Annotated in this window: 14 protein-coding genes; 10 read left to right on the forward strand and 4 right to left on the reverse strand. The window is 68.6% G+C overall.

Annotated elements, in window-relative coordinates; translation table 11 throughout:
- Window positions 1–222: 222 nt before the first annotated feature.
- From ACHUEU_RS08040 to ACHUEU_RS08075, 8 genes are all read left to right on the forward strand, one after another.
- A complete protein-coding gene (locus tag ACHUEU_RS08040; protein ID WP_394215399.1) occupies window positions 223–1,752 on the forward strand; it encodes a Gfo/Idh/MocA family protein in 1,530 nt (509 codons plus the stop codon).
- Window positions 1,753–2,308: 556 nt separating this feature from the next.
- A complete protein-coding gene (gene nrdH / locus ACHUEU_RS08045; protein WP_157773383.1) occupies window positions 2,309–2,566 on the forward strand; it encodes a glutaredoxin-like protein NrdH in 258 nt (85 codons plus the stop codon).
- A gap of 22 nt (window positions 2,567–2,588) precedes the next feature.
- Complete coding sequence (gene nrdI / locus ACHUEU_RS08050) at window positions 2,589–2,987, forward strand: class Ib ribonucleoside-diphosphate reductase assembly flavoprotein NrdI (RefSeq protein WP_394215400.1); 399 nt, start codon at window positions 2,589–2,591, stop codon at window positions 2,985–2,987.
- 5 nt (window positions 2,988–2,992) lie between these two features.
- A complete protein-coding gene (gene nrdE, locus ACHUEU_RS08055; RefSeq protein WP_394215401.1) occupies window positions 2,993–5,125 on the forward strand; it encodes a class 1b ribonucleoside-diphosphate reductase subunit alpha in 2,133 nt (710 codons plus the stop codon).
- A gap of 226 nt (window positions 5,126–5,351) precedes the next feature.
- Window positions 5,352–6,761, forward strand: coding sequence for a GntP family permease (locus tag ACHUEU_RS08060; RefSeq protein ID WP_394215402.1), 1,410 nt, complete (start codon window positions 5,352–5,354; stop codon window positions 6,759–6,761).
- Between the two features lie 275 nt (window positions 6,762–7,036).
- Window positions 7,037–8,005, forward strand: a complete 969-nt coding sequence (gene nrdF / locus ACHUEU_RS08065; RefSeq protein ID WP_394215404.1) for a class 1b ribonucleoside-diphosphate reductase subunit beta — start codon at window positions 7,037–7,039, stop codon at window positions 8,003–8,005.
- Window positions 8,006–8,259: 254 nt separating this feature from the next.
- Entirely contained in the window at window positions 8,260–8,544 is a 285-nt protein-coding gene (locus ACHUEU_RS08070; RefSeq protein WP_394215406.1) for a GlsB/YeaQ/YmgE family stress response membrane protein, read from the forward strand.
- Between the two features lie 155 nt (window positions 8,545–8,699).
- On the forward strand, window positions 8,700–9,023 hold the full coding sequence (locus ACHUEU_RS08075) for a hypothetical protein (RefSeq protein WP_394215407.1): 324 nt from the start codon (window positions 8,700–8,702) through the stop codon (window positions 9,021–9,023).
- 49 nt (window positions 9,024–9,072) lie between these two features.
- Here ACHUEU_RS08075 and ACHUEU_RS08080 read toward each other — a convergent pair whose 3' ends face one another.
- Window positions 9,073–9,726 carry an IMPACT family protein gene (locus ACHUEU_RS08080; protein WP_394215408.1) on the reverse strand — a complete coding sequence of 218 codons (654 nt, stop codon included), beginning with the start codon at window positions 9,724–9,726 and terminating at the stop codon, window positions 9,073–9,075.
- Window positions 9,727–9,823: 97 nt separating this feature from the next.
- Here ACHUEU_RS08080 and ACHUEU_RS08085 point away from each other — a divergent pair, with 97 nt between their 5' ends.
- Window positions 9,824–10,447, forward strand: coding sequence for a hypothetical protein (locus ACHUEU_RS08085; protein WP_394215409.1), 624 nt, complete (start codon window positions 9,824–9,826; stop codon window positions 10,445–10,447).
- A 120-nt stretch (window positions 10,448–10,567) separates the two neighbouring features.
- Here the strand turns inward: ACHUEU_RS08085 and ACHUEU_RS08090 are convergent, their stop codons facing one another.
- From ACHUEU_RS08090 to ectA, 3 genes are all read right to left on the reverse strand, one after another.
- Window positions 10,568–10,960, reverse strand: a complete 393-nt coding sequence (locus tag ACHUEU_RS08090; RefSeq protein ID WP_394215410.1) for an ectoine synthase — start codon at window positions 10,958–10,960, stop codon at window positions 10,568–10,570.
- 114 nt (window positions 10,961–11,074) lie between these two features.
- Window positions 11,075–12,394: a diaminobutyrate--2-oxoglutarate transaminase gene (ectB, locus tag ACHUEU_RS08095; RefSeq protein WP_394215411.1), complete on the reverse strand. Its 1,320-nt coding sequence runs from the start codon at window positions 12,392–12,394 to the stop codon at window positions 11,075–11,077.
- A 109-nt stretch (window positions 12,395–12,503) separates the two neighbouring features.
- Window positions 12,504–13,055 (reverse strand): diaminobutyrate acetyltransferase, encoded by a 552-nt coding sequence (gene ectA, locus ACHUEU_RS08100; protein ID WP_394215412.1) that lies wholly within the window; start codon window positions 13,053–13,055, stop codon window positions 12,504–12,506.
- Window positions 13,056–13,384: 329 nt separating this feature from the next.
- Here ectA and ACHUEU_RS08105 point away from each other — a divergent pair, with 329 nt between their 5' ends.
- Window positions 13,385–14,896, forward strand: coding sequence for an alanine/glycine:cation symporter family protein (locus ACHUEU_RS08105; RefSeq protein WP_394215413.1), 1,512 nt, complete (start codon window positions 13,385–13,387; stop codon window positions 14,894–14,896).
- Window positions 14,897–14,958 lie beyond the last annotated feature (62 nt).

A 14,958-nucleotide genomic window follows, 5' to 3' on the forward strand; every position in this document is an offset into this window, starting at 1 on the left:
ACGGCATGCTCCGCGGGACGACGCCCACGGCGGGGCTGCGTGAGCCTCGTCCCTCGCGGTGCAGGTGGGGCGGGGGAGCGGCCCCGCCCCGGAGCAGGTCGGTGTGGTAGAAACGGGCGTGCGCCCCGCGGTGACCCCGGGGCGCGATGCCGGAGACGGCACGGCGCCCGCCCAAAGCCGGCGGAGCTGCCGCCGGACCCGCCGAGCCCGAGGAGCCTCCCGATGCCGAAGACCCTGAACATCGCCGTGATCGGCGCCGGAACCATGGCTCAGGCCGTGCACCTGCCGGTGCTGCGGCGGCGCTGGGACCGATTCACGATCGCCGCGCTGGTGGAGCATTCCCCGCGCCGTCGACGGGAGGCCTCGGACGTGTGGGGCCTCGAGGAGGACACGCGCTACGAATCCGTCGCCGACCTGATCGCGGCGGTGCGCGCCAGGACGCTGACGCTGGACGGGGCCGTGCTCTCCACCGACGGACTGCACGTCGAGGACCTGCTCGCGCTCATGCGCCGGGGCATCCCGGTGCTGGTGGAGCCCCCGCTGGGCTTCTCCGCCGAGGAGGTCGCGGAGGTCGCCGACTTCGAGCGGATGACCGGCCGCCGCCTGGTGATGATGGCTTACCCCCAGCAGTACGACGACTCCGTGACCCGGATGGCCGAGCACATCGCCGTCAAGGATCTGCGGATGGTGGACCACGAGGTGCTGATGCCGGCGAGCCAACCGCTGTTCGGCGGGGCCCACGTGACCACCTCCTCCTACGATCTGCCCAGCGAGGTCCGCTCGCAGCGGCGCAAGGCGCTGCAGGCAGCGGTCGAGGCGGGGACCGGAGACGGCGCCACCCAGCGCGACCGCGATCTCTACGTCAAGGGCCTGCTGACGGGCGTGGCCCATCAGATGGCGGTGATCGAGGCGTCCTATGGCCCGATCGTGCGCCTGTCCGCGGTGCGGCACTGGCCCAAGGGCGTGATCCCCGGTTCGCTCGAGCTGCTCGGCGAGCTCGAGGGCGGCGCGCAGGTGCGCCTGGTGTGGCATTACCTCCCCTTCGCCCCCGAGTACTCCGAATCGCTGCAGGTGCTCTCCGCCCGGCGTCGGATGCGCGTGGAGCTGCCGGCTCCCGCGCACGGCGACAGACGCTCGAGCGTCTCCTTGCGGGAGAAGAAGAGCGGCGTGATCCAGGATACTTCGACGACGGCGCCCAAGGGTGCTGCGGAGCTGATGTGGGAGGCCTTCCACGCCTTCCTGGACAAGGGCACGCAGCCCGTCTCGGGAGCCGCGGAGGCGCATGACCAGGTGGTGCTGCTGCGCGAGGTGCTCTCGAGCATCGTCGTCGCGGACGGTCGCAGCCTCGAGGCAGAGGAGGACGAGGAGGGCGAGGAGGCCGAGCAGGACGCGGACGCCGCGAGCGCCGGTGACGACACGGCCGCCGTCGACACGATCGCCGGGACTGCCACCGTCGACACGGTGACCGATGACGCGGCCGCCGGCGACGCCCGGCAGCAGGACGAGCCCCCCGCGATCTCCGCCGAGCCCGCGCCCGAGACGCTCGAGCAGCCCGTGCAGCATGGGGAGCCCGGGGAGCCCGGGGAGCATGCCCCCACAGCCGCTCCCGGAGCCGGCGAGGAGGTCACCGACGCCTGGGGACCGGCCCTCGACGCGACCGACGGCCCCGCAGCGGACGCGACCGGGACCGGCGCCCCCGCGACGGACGCACCTGCCACCGACGCGTCGGCAGGGGACGAACCCCGCTCCTGAGCGGCGCGGCGCCGCCCGCTCCACCGACGACCCCCGCTGCCCGCCGGCGGGGGTCGTGCTGTGCGGGGCAGGTGCCGCCTCCCGTCGCCGGGGATGCGCCGAGAAGCGGCCGAGTCGCACCGGTGCGCCGCCCGCTCCGCTCTCGGGGACACGCCCGCGACACGCCGGAGAAACCGGTCGCTGCGTGGTCCCTTCCGGGTCGTTGTCCGGCTGTGGGGAGGAGGCGTCATCCACCGCCGGGGACGGCTGTCGGACCCGTCGTCCACACTCGTGTGTGCATGCATCCTCTGCTTTCGTGCGTGGCGCTGTCGCTCCGTCCCCATCTGGCCCGGCTCGTCCACAGTCCATCAACAACTCTATGTGGATGACAGTGTTGTAGTTCAGTACATCTAGTGGTGGTCGCGCCGAGGCACCACTAGGTGTAGTGTTGACGCAGTCGCACTGATCCGGACGTTCGCAGTCCCGGACGGCGGCGACAGGGCCCCCGGGCCCCACCGACAATCACTGACAGCCCCGTTCCCGCGCCTCGGCGCAGCGCTCGTGAAAGGCCCTCCCCTTGGACATCACCGTGTACTCGAAGCCCCTCTGCGTGCAGTGCGATGCGACCAAGCGCGCCCTGAACAAGGCGGGCGTCGCCTACGACGTCGTCGACATCACCGAGGACGCGGACGCCCTGGCGACGGTCAAGTCCCTCGGGTACGTCCAGGCCCCGGTCGTCATCACCTCCGAGGACCACTGGTCCGGTTTCCGCCCGGACAAGATCAAGGCGCTCGCGGGCGTCGGGGCGCAGCAGCGCGCCGTCTCCGCGATCTGACAGGCCGCGGAGGAGCGTCGAAGTGACCAGGCTCGTCTACTTCTCCTCGGTCTCCGGCAACACCAAGCGCTTCGTCGAGAAGCTCGGCATGTCCGCGGAGCGGGTTCCGCTCTATCCGAAGGATGATCCCCTCGTCGTCGACGAGGAGTTCGTCCTCCTGACCCCGACCTACGGCGGGGGCAACGGCCGCGGCGCCGTCCCCAAGCAGGTCATCAAGTTCCTCAACGATGAACGCAACCGGTCCCTGATCCGGGGCGTGATCGGTGCGGGGAACACCAACTTCGGGGAGGCCTACTGCTTGGCCGGCGACATCATCGCCCGCAAGTGCGAGGTCCCCCACATGTACAAGTTCGAACTGTTCGGTACTCCGCGTGACGTGATGCGGGTCCATGATGGATTGGAAGAGTTTTGGCGACACTGACCGAGATGCCCCCGGTCGAGCACAACAGGCAGCTCGACTACCACGCGCTCAACGCGATGCTGAATCTGTACGGTCCCGACGGGAACATCCAGTTCGAGAAGGACCGCGAGGCCGCGCGGGAGTACTTCCTGCAGCACGTGAACCCCAACACCGTCTTCTTCCACTCGCTGCGCGAGAAGATGGATTACCTGGTCGAGAACAACTACTACGAGCAGGCCGTGCTCGACCAGTACGACTTCTCCTTCATCGAGTCGCTCTCGGAGCAGGCCTACGCCAAGAAGTTCCGCTTCCCCACCTTCCTGGGCGCCTTCAAGTACTACACCTCGTACACGCTGAAGACCTTCGACGGCAAGCGGTACCTGGAGCGCTTCGAGGACCGCGTGGTCATGGTCGCGCTGGGCCTCGCCCGCGGTGACGAGCAGCTGGCCCGGGACCTGGTCGACGAGATCCTCGACGGTCGCTTCCAGCCGGCCACCCCCACCTTCCTCAACGCCGGCAAGGCCCAGCGCGGCGAGCTCGTGAGCTGCTTCCTGCTGCGCATCGAGGACAACATGGAGTCGATCGGCCGCTCGATCAACTCCGCGCTGCAGCTGTCCAAGCGCGGCGGCGGCGTCGCCCTGCTGCTGAGCAACCTGCGTGAGTACGGTGCGCCGATCAAGCACATCGAGAACCAGTCCAGCGGCGTCATCCCCGTCATGAAGCTGCTCGAGGACTCCTTCTCCTACGCCAACCAGCTCGGGGCCCGCCAGGGTGCCGGTGCGGTGTACCTCAACGCCCACCACCCGGACATCCTGCGGTTCCTCGACACCAAGCGTGAGAACGCCGACGAGAAGATCCGGATCAAGACCCTCTCCCTCGGCGTGGTCATTCCCGACATCACCTTCGAGCTCGCCAAGAAGAACGAGCCGATGTACCTGTTCTCCCCGTACGACGTGGAGCGCGAGTACGGCAAGCCGTTCGCCGAGGTGAACGTCTCGGAGATCTACCACGAGATGGTCGACAACCCCCGGATCTCCAAGAAGAAGATCAAGGCGCGCGACTTCTTCCAGGTCCTCGCCGAGATCCAGTTCGAGTCCGGCTACCCGTACATCATGTTCGAGGACACCGTGAACCGGGCGAACCCGATCGCCGGCAAGGTCACGCACTCGAACCTGTGCTCGGAGATCCTGCAGGTCTCGACCCCCTCGACCATGAACGTCGACCTCACCTACGACGAGCTGGGCCGGGACATCTCCTGCAATCTGGGATCGATGAACATCGCCAAGGCGATGGACTCCCCGGACTTCGCGCAGACCATCGCCACCGCGATCCGAGGCCTGACCGCCGTCTCGGACACCTCGGACATCGAGTCCGTGCCGACGATCGCCGAGGGCAACCGCAAGTCCCACGCGATCGGCCTGGGCCAGATGAACCTGCACGGCTACCTCGCGCGTGAGCGGATCTTCTACGGTTCCGACGAGGGCCTGGACTTCACCAACATGTACTTCTATTCGGTCACCTACCACGCCATCAAGGCGTCGATGGAGATCGCGAAGCAGCGCGGCGAGCGGTTCTTCGACTTCGAGAACTCGACGTACGGCACCGGCGAGTACTTCGACAAGTACATCGACCAGGTGTGGGAGCCCCGCACCGAGAAGGTCCGCGGGCTGTTCGAGAACTCCTCGGCGCACCTGCCCACCCAGGAGGACTGGAAGCAGCTGCGCGAGGACGTCGCGAAGCACGGCATGTACAACGCCTACCTGCAGGCGGTGCCGCCGACCGGTTCGATCTCATACATCAACAACTCGACGAGCTCGATCCACCCGATCGCCTCCAAGATCGAGATCCGCAAGGAGGGGAAGATCGGCCGCGTGTACTACCCGGCCCCCTACCTCACCAACGACAACCTCGAGTACTACCAGGATGCGTACGAGATCGGATTCGAGAAGATCGTCGACACCTACGCCGAGGCCACCCAGCACGTGGACCAGGGCCTGTCGCTGACGCTGTTCTTCAAGGACAGCGCCACCACGCGCGACATCAACCGGGCGCAGATCTACGCCTGGCGCAAGGGCATCAAGACCCTCTACTACATCCGCCTGCGGCAGATGGCCATCGAGGGCACCGAGGTCGAGGGCTGCGTCAGCTGCATGCTGTGAGGCCTCCGGCCCCCGCCTGATCACGGACGGCCCGTTCCGAGCATCGCCTCGGAACGGGCCGTCCCTCGTGCGCGAGGTGTTGACGCACGCTCGGCACTGCGCTTCCATCGGTCATACGACGGTACGATGACGTGCTGGCCTGCCGTCCCCTCGCGCTCGAGGGGACGGAACGGCCCGCGGCCCTCCCCGCCGCCCCCTTCCCCCTCCGAATCCCCCAAGGAGAGTCATGGACGACCTCGTCATGAACTGGGACCTCGGCACCGCCGGGCTGCTGATCCTCGCGATCGGCGCCATCGCCGTGCTGCTGGTGCTGATCATGGTCTTCAAGGTGCACGCGTTCCTCGCACTGATGCTCACCAGCATCGGCACGGCGCTGGCCGCCGGCATCCCCCCGGACCGACTGGTGGAGGCTTTGGGCTTCGGGTTCAACCCGACCCTGGGCAGCGTCATGCTGCTGGTCGCACTCGGTGCCATGCTGGGCCGGATGGTCGAGGCCTCCGGCGGTGCGCAGGCGCTCGCGGACTCGCTGATCGGAGTCTTCGGCGAGAAGCGTGCCGGGTTCGCGCTCTCCCTGGCCAGCCTGCTGATGGGCTTCCCGATCTTCTTCGATGCGGGCCTGGTCGTCATGCTGCCGATCATCTATGCGGTCGCTCGTCGCGTCGGCGGCTCGTTCCTGTCGATCGCGCTGCCCAGCGCCATCGCCTTCAGCGCGATGCACATCTTCGCCCCACCCCACCCCGGCCCGGTCGCCGCCTCGGCGATCCTCGGCGCGGACGTCGGGCAGGTGCTGCTGGTGGGCATCGTCTTCGCCGTGATCATCTGGCTGATCGCCGGTGTGGGTCTCGCTCCGGTGCTGGGCCGCCGTCTGGACGTCGCGATCCCGAACATCCTCGGCGATTCCCGTGAGCACAGCGACCTGGAGTCTGCGCCGAAGGTCCGCACCATCGTGCTGATCCTGCTGCTGCCGCTGGTGCTGATCCTGCTGAACACCGCGCTGAACACGGTGGGCGCCACCCGTCCGGACCCCGAGGCCTTCAACGCCGGCCCCGTGGTCGCTGTCCTGCGGATGGTCGGAGAGACCCCGGTCGCCCTGCTGATCACCCTGTTCGTCTCGATGTTCGTGCTGGGCTGGGGTGCCGGGAAGACGGGCACCCTGATCGAGAAGGTCCAGGACTCGGCACTCGGGCCGATCGCCTCGGTGGTGCTGGTCACCGGCGCCGGCGGTATGTTCGGCGGTGTCCTGCGGGCCACCGGCATCGGCGACGCCGTCGCCCAGTCCCTCCAGGACATCGGCATGCCCGTCATCGTCGCCGCCTACCTCATCGCCCAGATCGTCCGGCTGGCCCAGGGCTCGGCGACGGTCGCGCTGACCACGGCGGCCTCCCTGATGGCGGGGATCGTCGCCGCCGGGGACTTCACCCCGTTCCAGGTGGTCGCCCTGGTGATGGCGATGAGCGCCGGTTCGGTCGGCTTCTCCCACGTCAACGATTCCGGATTCTGGCTGGTCAGCCGGTTCTTCGGGATGAACATGAAGCAGACCCTGGGCACCTGGACCGTGCTCCAGGGAGCGATGGGCGTGATCGGCTTCGTGCTGGCGCTGGTCCTGTACGGCGTCGCCGGCGGTCTCGGAGTGTGAGCGGGGCGGGCGGGCCGCGGGACCTCATCGGTTCGTGCTGACCCGCGGGCACGGCAGGGTGCGCGAGGCCCCGGTGGGCGTCGTCCCCTCCTTCACGGGCCGGCTCCGAGCGCCCTGGGCCAGGGCTGGCAGGGGGATGCTGGGGACTCCGCGCCCTCCGGGAGAGTGGTGTCCCGTCCCACCGCGACCCGGGACTGTCGGAGCACCTTTCCGCAGCCCGCTCTGCCTAGACTGGCGAGGACTGATCCCCCAAGATTTCTGACAGTGAGGCTGCGGTGAACGACCACCTGAAGACAACGGTCCAGGCGATCAACTGGAACCGGATCCCGGACCCGAAGGACCAGGAGGTGTGGGACCGTCTGACCGGCAACTTCTGGCTGCCCGAGAAGGTCCCGCTGTCCAATGACGTCCAGTCCTGGAACCGCCTGACCGAGCACGAGCAGCAGCTGGTGATGCGCGTGTTCACGGGCCTGACCCTGCTGGACACGGTGCAGGGCACCGTGGGCGCCGTCTCCCTGATCCCGGATGCGGTGACCCCGCACGAGGAGGCGGTGTACACCAACATCGCGTTCATGGAGTCGGTGCACGCGAAGTCCTACTCCCAGATCTTCTCGACGCTGGCCAACACCAAGCAGATCGACGAGGCCTTCCGCTGGAGCGAGTTCAACGAGCCGCTGCAGAAGAAGGCGAACATCGTCATGAGCTACTACCAGGGCGATGACCCGGAGAAGCGCAAGGTCGCCTCGACGCTGCTGGAGTCGTTCCTGTTCTACTCCGGCTTCTACCTGCCGATGCACTACTCCAGCCGCGGCGAGCTCACCAACACCGCGGACATCATCCGGCTGATCATCCGGGACGAGGCCGTGCACGGCTACTACATCGGCTACAAGTTCCAGAAGGCCGTGGAGAAGGCCACCCCGGCCCGCCAGGCGGAGCTCAAGGAGTACACCTTCTCGCTGCTCATGGAGCTCTACGAGAACGAGGAGGAGTACACCGAGGATCTCTACGACCCGGTGGGCTGGACGGAGGAGGTCAAGACCTTCCTGCGCTACAACGCCAACAAGGCGCTGATGAACCTCGGCTACGAGTCGCTGTTCCCGCAGGAGTCCGTCGAGGTGAACCCGGCGATCCTGGCCGCGCTGTCCCCGAACGCCGATGAGAACCACGACTTCTTCTCCGGCTCCGGCTCCAGCTACGTGATGGGCAAGGCCGTGGAGACCGAGGACGACGACTGGGACTTCTGAGTCCCGACAGGCAGGACCTCCAGGTCCCCTGACGAGCGGACGGGCCGGGCGATCACGCCCGGCCCGTCCTGCATTCCCCAAGGTGTGCACGGGGAGCACTGATGTCTCGGGCTCCGTGGTGCGGGCGACTCCGCGGACCAGCTGGTCGACGCGGTGACCTGCGGTGTCGCCGAGCATCCCCGGTTCCGTGGGCATCCGTCGGCATACTGGGGAGGCACTATCCGTCCCTTCCCCTGTCAGAACGGAGTTTTCTCATGGGTCTTCTCTGGGCAATCATCTCGTGGATCATCATCGGTGCGATCATCGGTCTCATCGCCCGCGCGATCATGCCGGGCAAGCAGGCCATGGGCCTCGGGATGACGATCATCCTCGGTGTCATCGGCGCCATCGTCGGTGGCTTCATCGGCGGCCTCCTGGGAGGCGACGGCGTCAGCGGGATCCTCGACAATCCGTGGAGCATCGGCACCATCCTGCTCGCCGTGGTCGGTGCGCTCATCGTCATGTTCATCTACGGTCTGGTGACCAAGAACCGGGCCTGACGCAGGACACCGGGCTCCCCAGCCCGGCATGACGGCGGCGCCATCCGGATCCTCCGGGCGGCGCCGTTGTCATGCCGGGCCCTCGGGCACCGCGATGCCGGCCGCGGTTCTCGCGGTTCCCTGGCCTCTTCCTCGCAGATGGGTGAGACTGGGGTATGGCCACCTATGTTCCCCTGATCACCCATGATCTGGCGCGAGCTGCGCGAGCGCTCGCCCAGGTCTCCCTGCTCGACCTCGCTGAGCACACCGACCTCGACGCCGAGCATCTGCGCGGCGTGGAGCGAGGCCTGCGTTCCCTCACGCCGGCGCAGGAGGAGCGCCTCCACCTCGCCTTCGAGGAGTTCGGCGTCGAGGTGCTGCCTGCCGATGAGGTGGCCGGTACCGGCCATGGTGTGCGCCGGAAGTTCAACCCTCGCACCGTGAAGCGGCTCGAGAACTGGGAGAACGAGGGCGGCCCCGCCGCCGACGACGACATCTGAACCCCGCGCCCGCGGATGCCGGGCCCGCCGGTCGCGGGAGCACGACTGCTCAGAGCGGGACGTCGGCCGTGCGCCGCCCCACCTCCTGGACCGGGTGCCGGCCCGAGGACCACCGCGCCGTGTCGGCACGCAGCGCAGCGAGGTCCGTCGGCGCCACCAGCACCGACAGCACTGCGCTGCGCGAGGAGTACTGCGTCGGCTCGACGCTCGCCCCGTGGCCGGCGGCCCACAGTCGTATCGCGTTCTCCGCGATCCCCACCTCCGCCGGCGGCACCTCGAGCTGCGCCACCACGAGCTCCGTGCGCCGGCGCAGGGAGGCCGCCGCCACCGCCTGCTCCACCCCGGCGGTGTAGGCGCGCACCAGCCCGCCCGCGCCGAGCTTCACCCCACCGAAGTAGCGGATCACGATCGCGAAGGTGTCCACGAGGCGGGCGTGCAGCAGGGACTGCAGCATCGGCATCCCCGCCGTCCCGGACGGCTCGCCGTCATCGCTGGAGCGGTGCATCTCCGCGCGGTCGGCGGTCTCGTCCAGCACCAGCGCGGTGCAGTGGTGGCGGGCGTCGGGATGCTGGGTGCGGGCGCTGCGCAGCAGGGCATCGGCCTGCGCCACGTCCTGGACCCGATGCAGCCGGGTGAGGAATCGGGACTTCTTCTCGACCAGCTCGGTCTCGACATCGGCGGCGAGGACCAGGGGATCGGACATGCCGGGAAGTCTAGGCGGAACCCGGCCCGGGAGCGTGGCCGGGCGCCGCCGGGGGCGCTAGCCTGGGAAACACCCGTCACCACCTCAGGAGCTTCTCGTGACCCAGCCTCCCCCGTCCTCCTCCGGACCGCTCTCCCCGCAGTACGGGGCCTACGGGCAGGGAGGGATGCCCGCACCGGGCGCCCCCTCGCCCCAGGGCTTCGCCCCGGCGCCGGCGAAGAAGCCGTCGAAGGCGCCGATGATCCTCATCATCCTGGGCGTGGTGGTCCTCGCGCTCAGCGTCATCATCGGCGTGGTGCTCGCGGTCATCGGCTTCGGCGGCACCGTGAGCGACCTGGACGAGCTCGAGGTGTTCGAGTCCGGCAGCGGCAGCATCTCCGCTGAGGCCGGTGAATCGCTGCAGATCTACGTCCAGGAGGGGGCCTCGGTCCCCAGCTGCACGATCGACGGCCCCGCGGTGGGCGAGGGCACCAACCAGTCCAGCTCCATGAACGACGGCGAGAACTCCTGGGTGTCGGTGGACTCGTTCACCGCGGACCAGGCGGGCGAGTACACCGTCACCTGCGGCGACACTCCGATCGCGGTGGGCCCGCCGGTCTCCCTCGGCGGCATCTTCGCCGGTCTCGGCGGCATCCTGCTCGCCATCGGTGGCGGAGCTCTCGGGTTCCTGCTGCTGGTGATCGGCGTGATCTGGCTGATCGTGCGCAAGCGTTCCGCATGAGGGGTGCCGGAGCCGGGCGAGCGCCCGAGCGCTGAGCGACCAGCGGGACGTGACGGAGCCCGGCAGGACATCGGTCCTGCCGGGCTCCGTCATGCGAGCCGTCCGGCTCAGACGCTGGTCTCAGGCGTCCTCGGTGATCAGCGGGTACACGCCGTTCTCGTCGTGCACCTCGCGGCCGGTGACCGGCGGGTTGAACACGCACACGCAGCGGATCTCCTTGCGGACCCGCACCTTGTGCTTGTCGTGGTCGTTGAGCAGGTACAGGGTGCCCGGGGCGAGCTGGTGCACCTCACCGGTGGCCAGGTCCTCGATCTCGCCCTCACCGTGGGTGATGAAGACGGCCTCGATGTGGTTGGCGTACCAGAAGTAGCTCTCGGTGCCCTCGTAGAGGGTGGTCTCGTGGACGGAGAAGCCCACGCCCTCCTTGGCCAGGATGATGCGCTTGGAGCGCCAGTTCTCGGACTGGATATCGTCTTCGGTGTCTTCGACCTCGGCGAGCGAGCGAACGAGCATGGGGTGTCCTTCCGGTGGATGGTCCAGGGTCTGGGGTGCTGCGCAGGCGTTGGGCGCCTCCGCGCAGACCGTCGGCCCGCCCTATGGTGCGGGCGGGCCGACGGGGGAGTGGTCTCAGGCGGTGAGCGCCTCGTCGACGGCGGCCTCGATGATGTCCAGACCCTTGGCCAGCAGCTCATCGGGGATGGTCAGCGCCGGGAGCAGCTTGACGACCTCGTCGGAGGGGCCGGAGGTCTCCACCAGCAGGCCCTCCTCGAAGGAGCGCGCCGCGATCTTCCCGGCGATCTCACCGGTGGGCATCTGCAGGCCACGGGCCAGGCCGCGACCCTTGACGATCAGCTCGTGCTCGGGGTGCTTCGCCGCGATGCGGTTGAAGCGGCTCTCCACGTAGGCGCCCTTGGCGATGGTCGCCTTCTCGAACTCGTCATCGCTCCAGAACAGGTCGATGGCCTTGGTGGCGGTGGCGAAGGCCGGGCCGAAGCCGCGGAAGGTGCCGTTGTGCTCGCCCGGCTCCCAGATGTCGAGCTCGGGCTTGATGAGGGTCAGCGCGAGCGGGTGCCCGTAGCCGCTGATCGACTTCGAGAGGGTCACCATGTCGGGCTTGATCCCGGCCTCCTCGAAGCTGAAGAACTGCCCGGTGCGGCCGCAGCCCATCTGGATGTCGTCGACGATCAGCAGGATCTCGTGCTTCGTGCAGAGGTCCGCGAGGCCGCGCAGCCACTCGGCACGGGCGGCGTTGATGCCGCCCTCGCCCTGGACGGCCTCGACGATCACGGCCGCGGGCTTGTTCAGGCCGCTGCCGTCGTCGGTGAGCAGGCGCTCGAAGTACATGAAGTCCGGCACGACCTGGCCGAAGTAGTCGTCGAAGGGCATCGGGGTGGAGTGCACCAGGGGGATCCCGGCGCCGCCGCGCTTCATCGAGTTGCCGGTGACCGACAGGGCGCCCAGGGTCATGCCGTGGAAGCCGTTGGTGAAGTTGACGACGGACTCGCGCCCGGTGACCTTGCGGGCCAGCTTCAGCGCCGCCTCGACGGCGTTGGTGCCGCCGGGGCCGGGGAAGGCGACCTTGTAGTCGAGGCCGCGGGGCTGCAGGATCTTCTCGTTGAAGGTCTGCAGGAACTCGCGGCGCACGTCGGTGAACATGTCCAGGCCGTGCACGACCCGGTCCTCGAGGTAGTGGTCGATGACGACCTTCTTGAGCTCGGGGTGGTTGTGCCCGTAGTTCAGGGTGCCGGCGCCGGCGAAGAAGTCGATGTACTCGCGGCCGTCCTCGGCGGTCAGCACGGAGCCCTTGGCGTGGGTGAACACGGTGGGCCAGCCGCGGGAGTAGCTGCGGACGCCCGACTCCAGATCGGTCGGGTCGACGGTGGGGGCGCTGACCTCGTCGGTCAGCTCGGGCTTGTCGGTGGGCTCGGTCGCTGCGGTCATGGTCATGACATCTCCCTGGGTGGTGGATCGGTGGTCTGTGGAGGGCGCGGGGGCGCGCTGGGGCGCCTGCGCCGATGGATCTCGGGGCCGACGGGGTCGCCGGAGGTGCGCGGGCTCAGGTGCCGCGGCGCAGCTCGCTGATCTCGTGGAGCAGCTCGGCACCGTGGCCGGGATCCGGGAAGTGGGCCTCCGTCAGCAGCGGGCCGACGTGATGGCTCGCCCCGTGACGCTCCGCGAAGGAGGCGAACAGGCGCTGGGAGGCGGCATTGTCCGCCGTGATGGTGGTCTCCAGTGTGGTGACCTGCGGAAGGTCAGCCAGCAGGGCGTCCAGCAGGCGGGCGGCGATGCGCCGGCCGCGCTGGGACTCGTCCACCGCGATCTGCCAGACGAACAGCCGCTCCGGCGCCGTGGGGCGCAGGTATCCGAGCACGAAGCCGACCGGCTCTCCCGCGACGATCGCCACGCGAGAGGAGGCGGCGAAGTCGCGAGCCATGATCAGGTAGGCGTACGACGTGTTCAGGTCGAGCGTGCCGCTGTCGCGGGCGATCCGCCACATGGCGGCCCCCTCCTCCATGGTGGGAGGACGGAAATCCAGGTCGGAGGCTTCTCCGGTGGTCTGGTCAGTAGCGGACGGGTGGTCTGCGCTGTGCGCTATCAACTGGCCCATATCGCCCTCCACGGTACCGAGAGTGGCGACGAATGTGGAGCCCCCGGGGTCGCCGGAGGGGGGTGCCCTCGGAGTGTCGTGACGCAACTGTGACGGTTCGGCGTCCGTGCATCGGATTGTCGGACAACCGTGGATCATTCATGTCGACCTGCAGTGATGCATCATCTTCGCGGGCCTTCGGCGGAGCTGAGGCGCTCCCGGTGTGGTGTGCACCACAGGGCCGCGATGCGGGACACATTCTCGCGCGCGCGAGAGGTGAGGGCCGGGGGAGAGCCGTCTCGACGTGCCCCTGCGGTCGGTGGCAGGTCGCTGCCGCTACCGTCAGGTCCATGAATCCCCTCGACTCACTGAACGAGCTCCTCGGCAACGCCGAGGGCTGGCTGTGGACCTGGGCCGGGATGCCCGTGGTCATCCTGCTCGGCCTGTACTTCACGATCCGCACCGGCGCCGTGCAGCTGAGGATGATTCCGGCGATGTTCGGCGCCATCACCCAGAAGGCGCAGCGGGAGGAAGTGGGTGCGGGCCGTGAGCGTGCCGAGCGCACCAAGTCGCTCAGCGCCTTCCAGGCGTTCTCCGTCTCCGCCGCCGCCCGCGTGGGCACCGGCAACATCTCCGGCGTGGCCGGGGCGATCTTCCTGGGCGGGCCGGGAGCGGTGCTGTGGATGTGGGTGATGTGCCTGCTCACCAGTGCCGCGAGCTTCATCGAGTCCACCCTCGCGCAGCTGTGGAAGACCCGCGCGGACGACACCTACAAGGGCGGTCCCGCCTTCTACATCGCTCGCGGGCTCGGCAGCCGGAAGTTCGGCCTGTTCTTCGCGGTGCTGTTCATCGTCTGCTTCGCCTTCGCCTTCACCTCGCTGCAGGCCAACACCATCGTCGACGCCGTCACCGGCGCCGTCGCCGTGTACGCCGATCCGGCCGAGCTGAGCTGGCTGCCTCTCGCGCTCGGGGTGCTGCTCACCGTGCTCACCGGCGTCATCGTCTTCGGCGGCATGCGCCGCGTGGCCACGGTCGCCCAGAACATGGTCCCGCTCATGGCCGCGATCTACCTGCTGATCGGCATCATCATCGTGGGGATGAACCTCGGCGAGCTGCCCCGGGTGCTCACCCAGATCGTCACCGAGGCGTTCAACCCGCAGGCCACCATCGGCGGCGGCTTCGGCGCGGTGATCGTCAACGGCGTCCAGCGCGGCATGCTCTCCAACGAGGCCGGCATGGGCTCGGTCCCGAACGTCGCCGCGACCGCCTCGGTCAGCCACCCCGTCAAGCAGGGCCTGGTGCAGACCCTCGGCGTCTACTTCGACACCCTGCTGATCTGCACCATCACCGCCTTCATCGTGCTGGTCTCCTTCCCAGACGTCAGCGCCGGCGGCGAAGGCCTGATGATGGTGCAGCAGTCGCTCGCGGCCAATCTCGGCGGCTGGTCCGCGATCCTGCTCGCCGCGATCATGTTCCTGCTCGCCTTCACCTCGGTGCTGGGCAACTTCTCCTACGGCGAGGCGAACATGCACTTCATCACCAGCAGGCGCGGCTGGCACATCGCCTTCGGCGCCGCCGTGACCGGCCTGGTGCTCGTCGGCTCGATGATCGCCGTCGACCTCGCCTGGACCATCGCCGGGGTGTCCATGGTGTTCATCGCCCTGATCAACCTCGTGGTGATCGCCCTGCTGGCCCCCACCGCGGTCAAGCTCCTGCGGCACTACAACACCCAACGGGCCCAGGGCCTGGACCCGATCTTCCTGGCCTCCGACCTCCCGGAGATCAAGAACGTGGAGGTCTGGGTCGGGGAGGACGTCTGCGACTACCAGGATGCGCGCGAGGCGGACGAGGCCACCGTCTGAGCCCGCCCGCAGCGCTGCCGGCCCAGGCCGGCGGCGCTGCTGGGACCCACGGGCCGTGCGCG

Source organism: Brachybacterium vulturis, assembly GCF_043641765.1.
Taxonomy (GTDB): Bacteria; Actinomycetota; Actinomycetes; order Actinomycetales; family Dermabacteraceae; genus Brachybacterium; species Brachybacterium vulturis_A.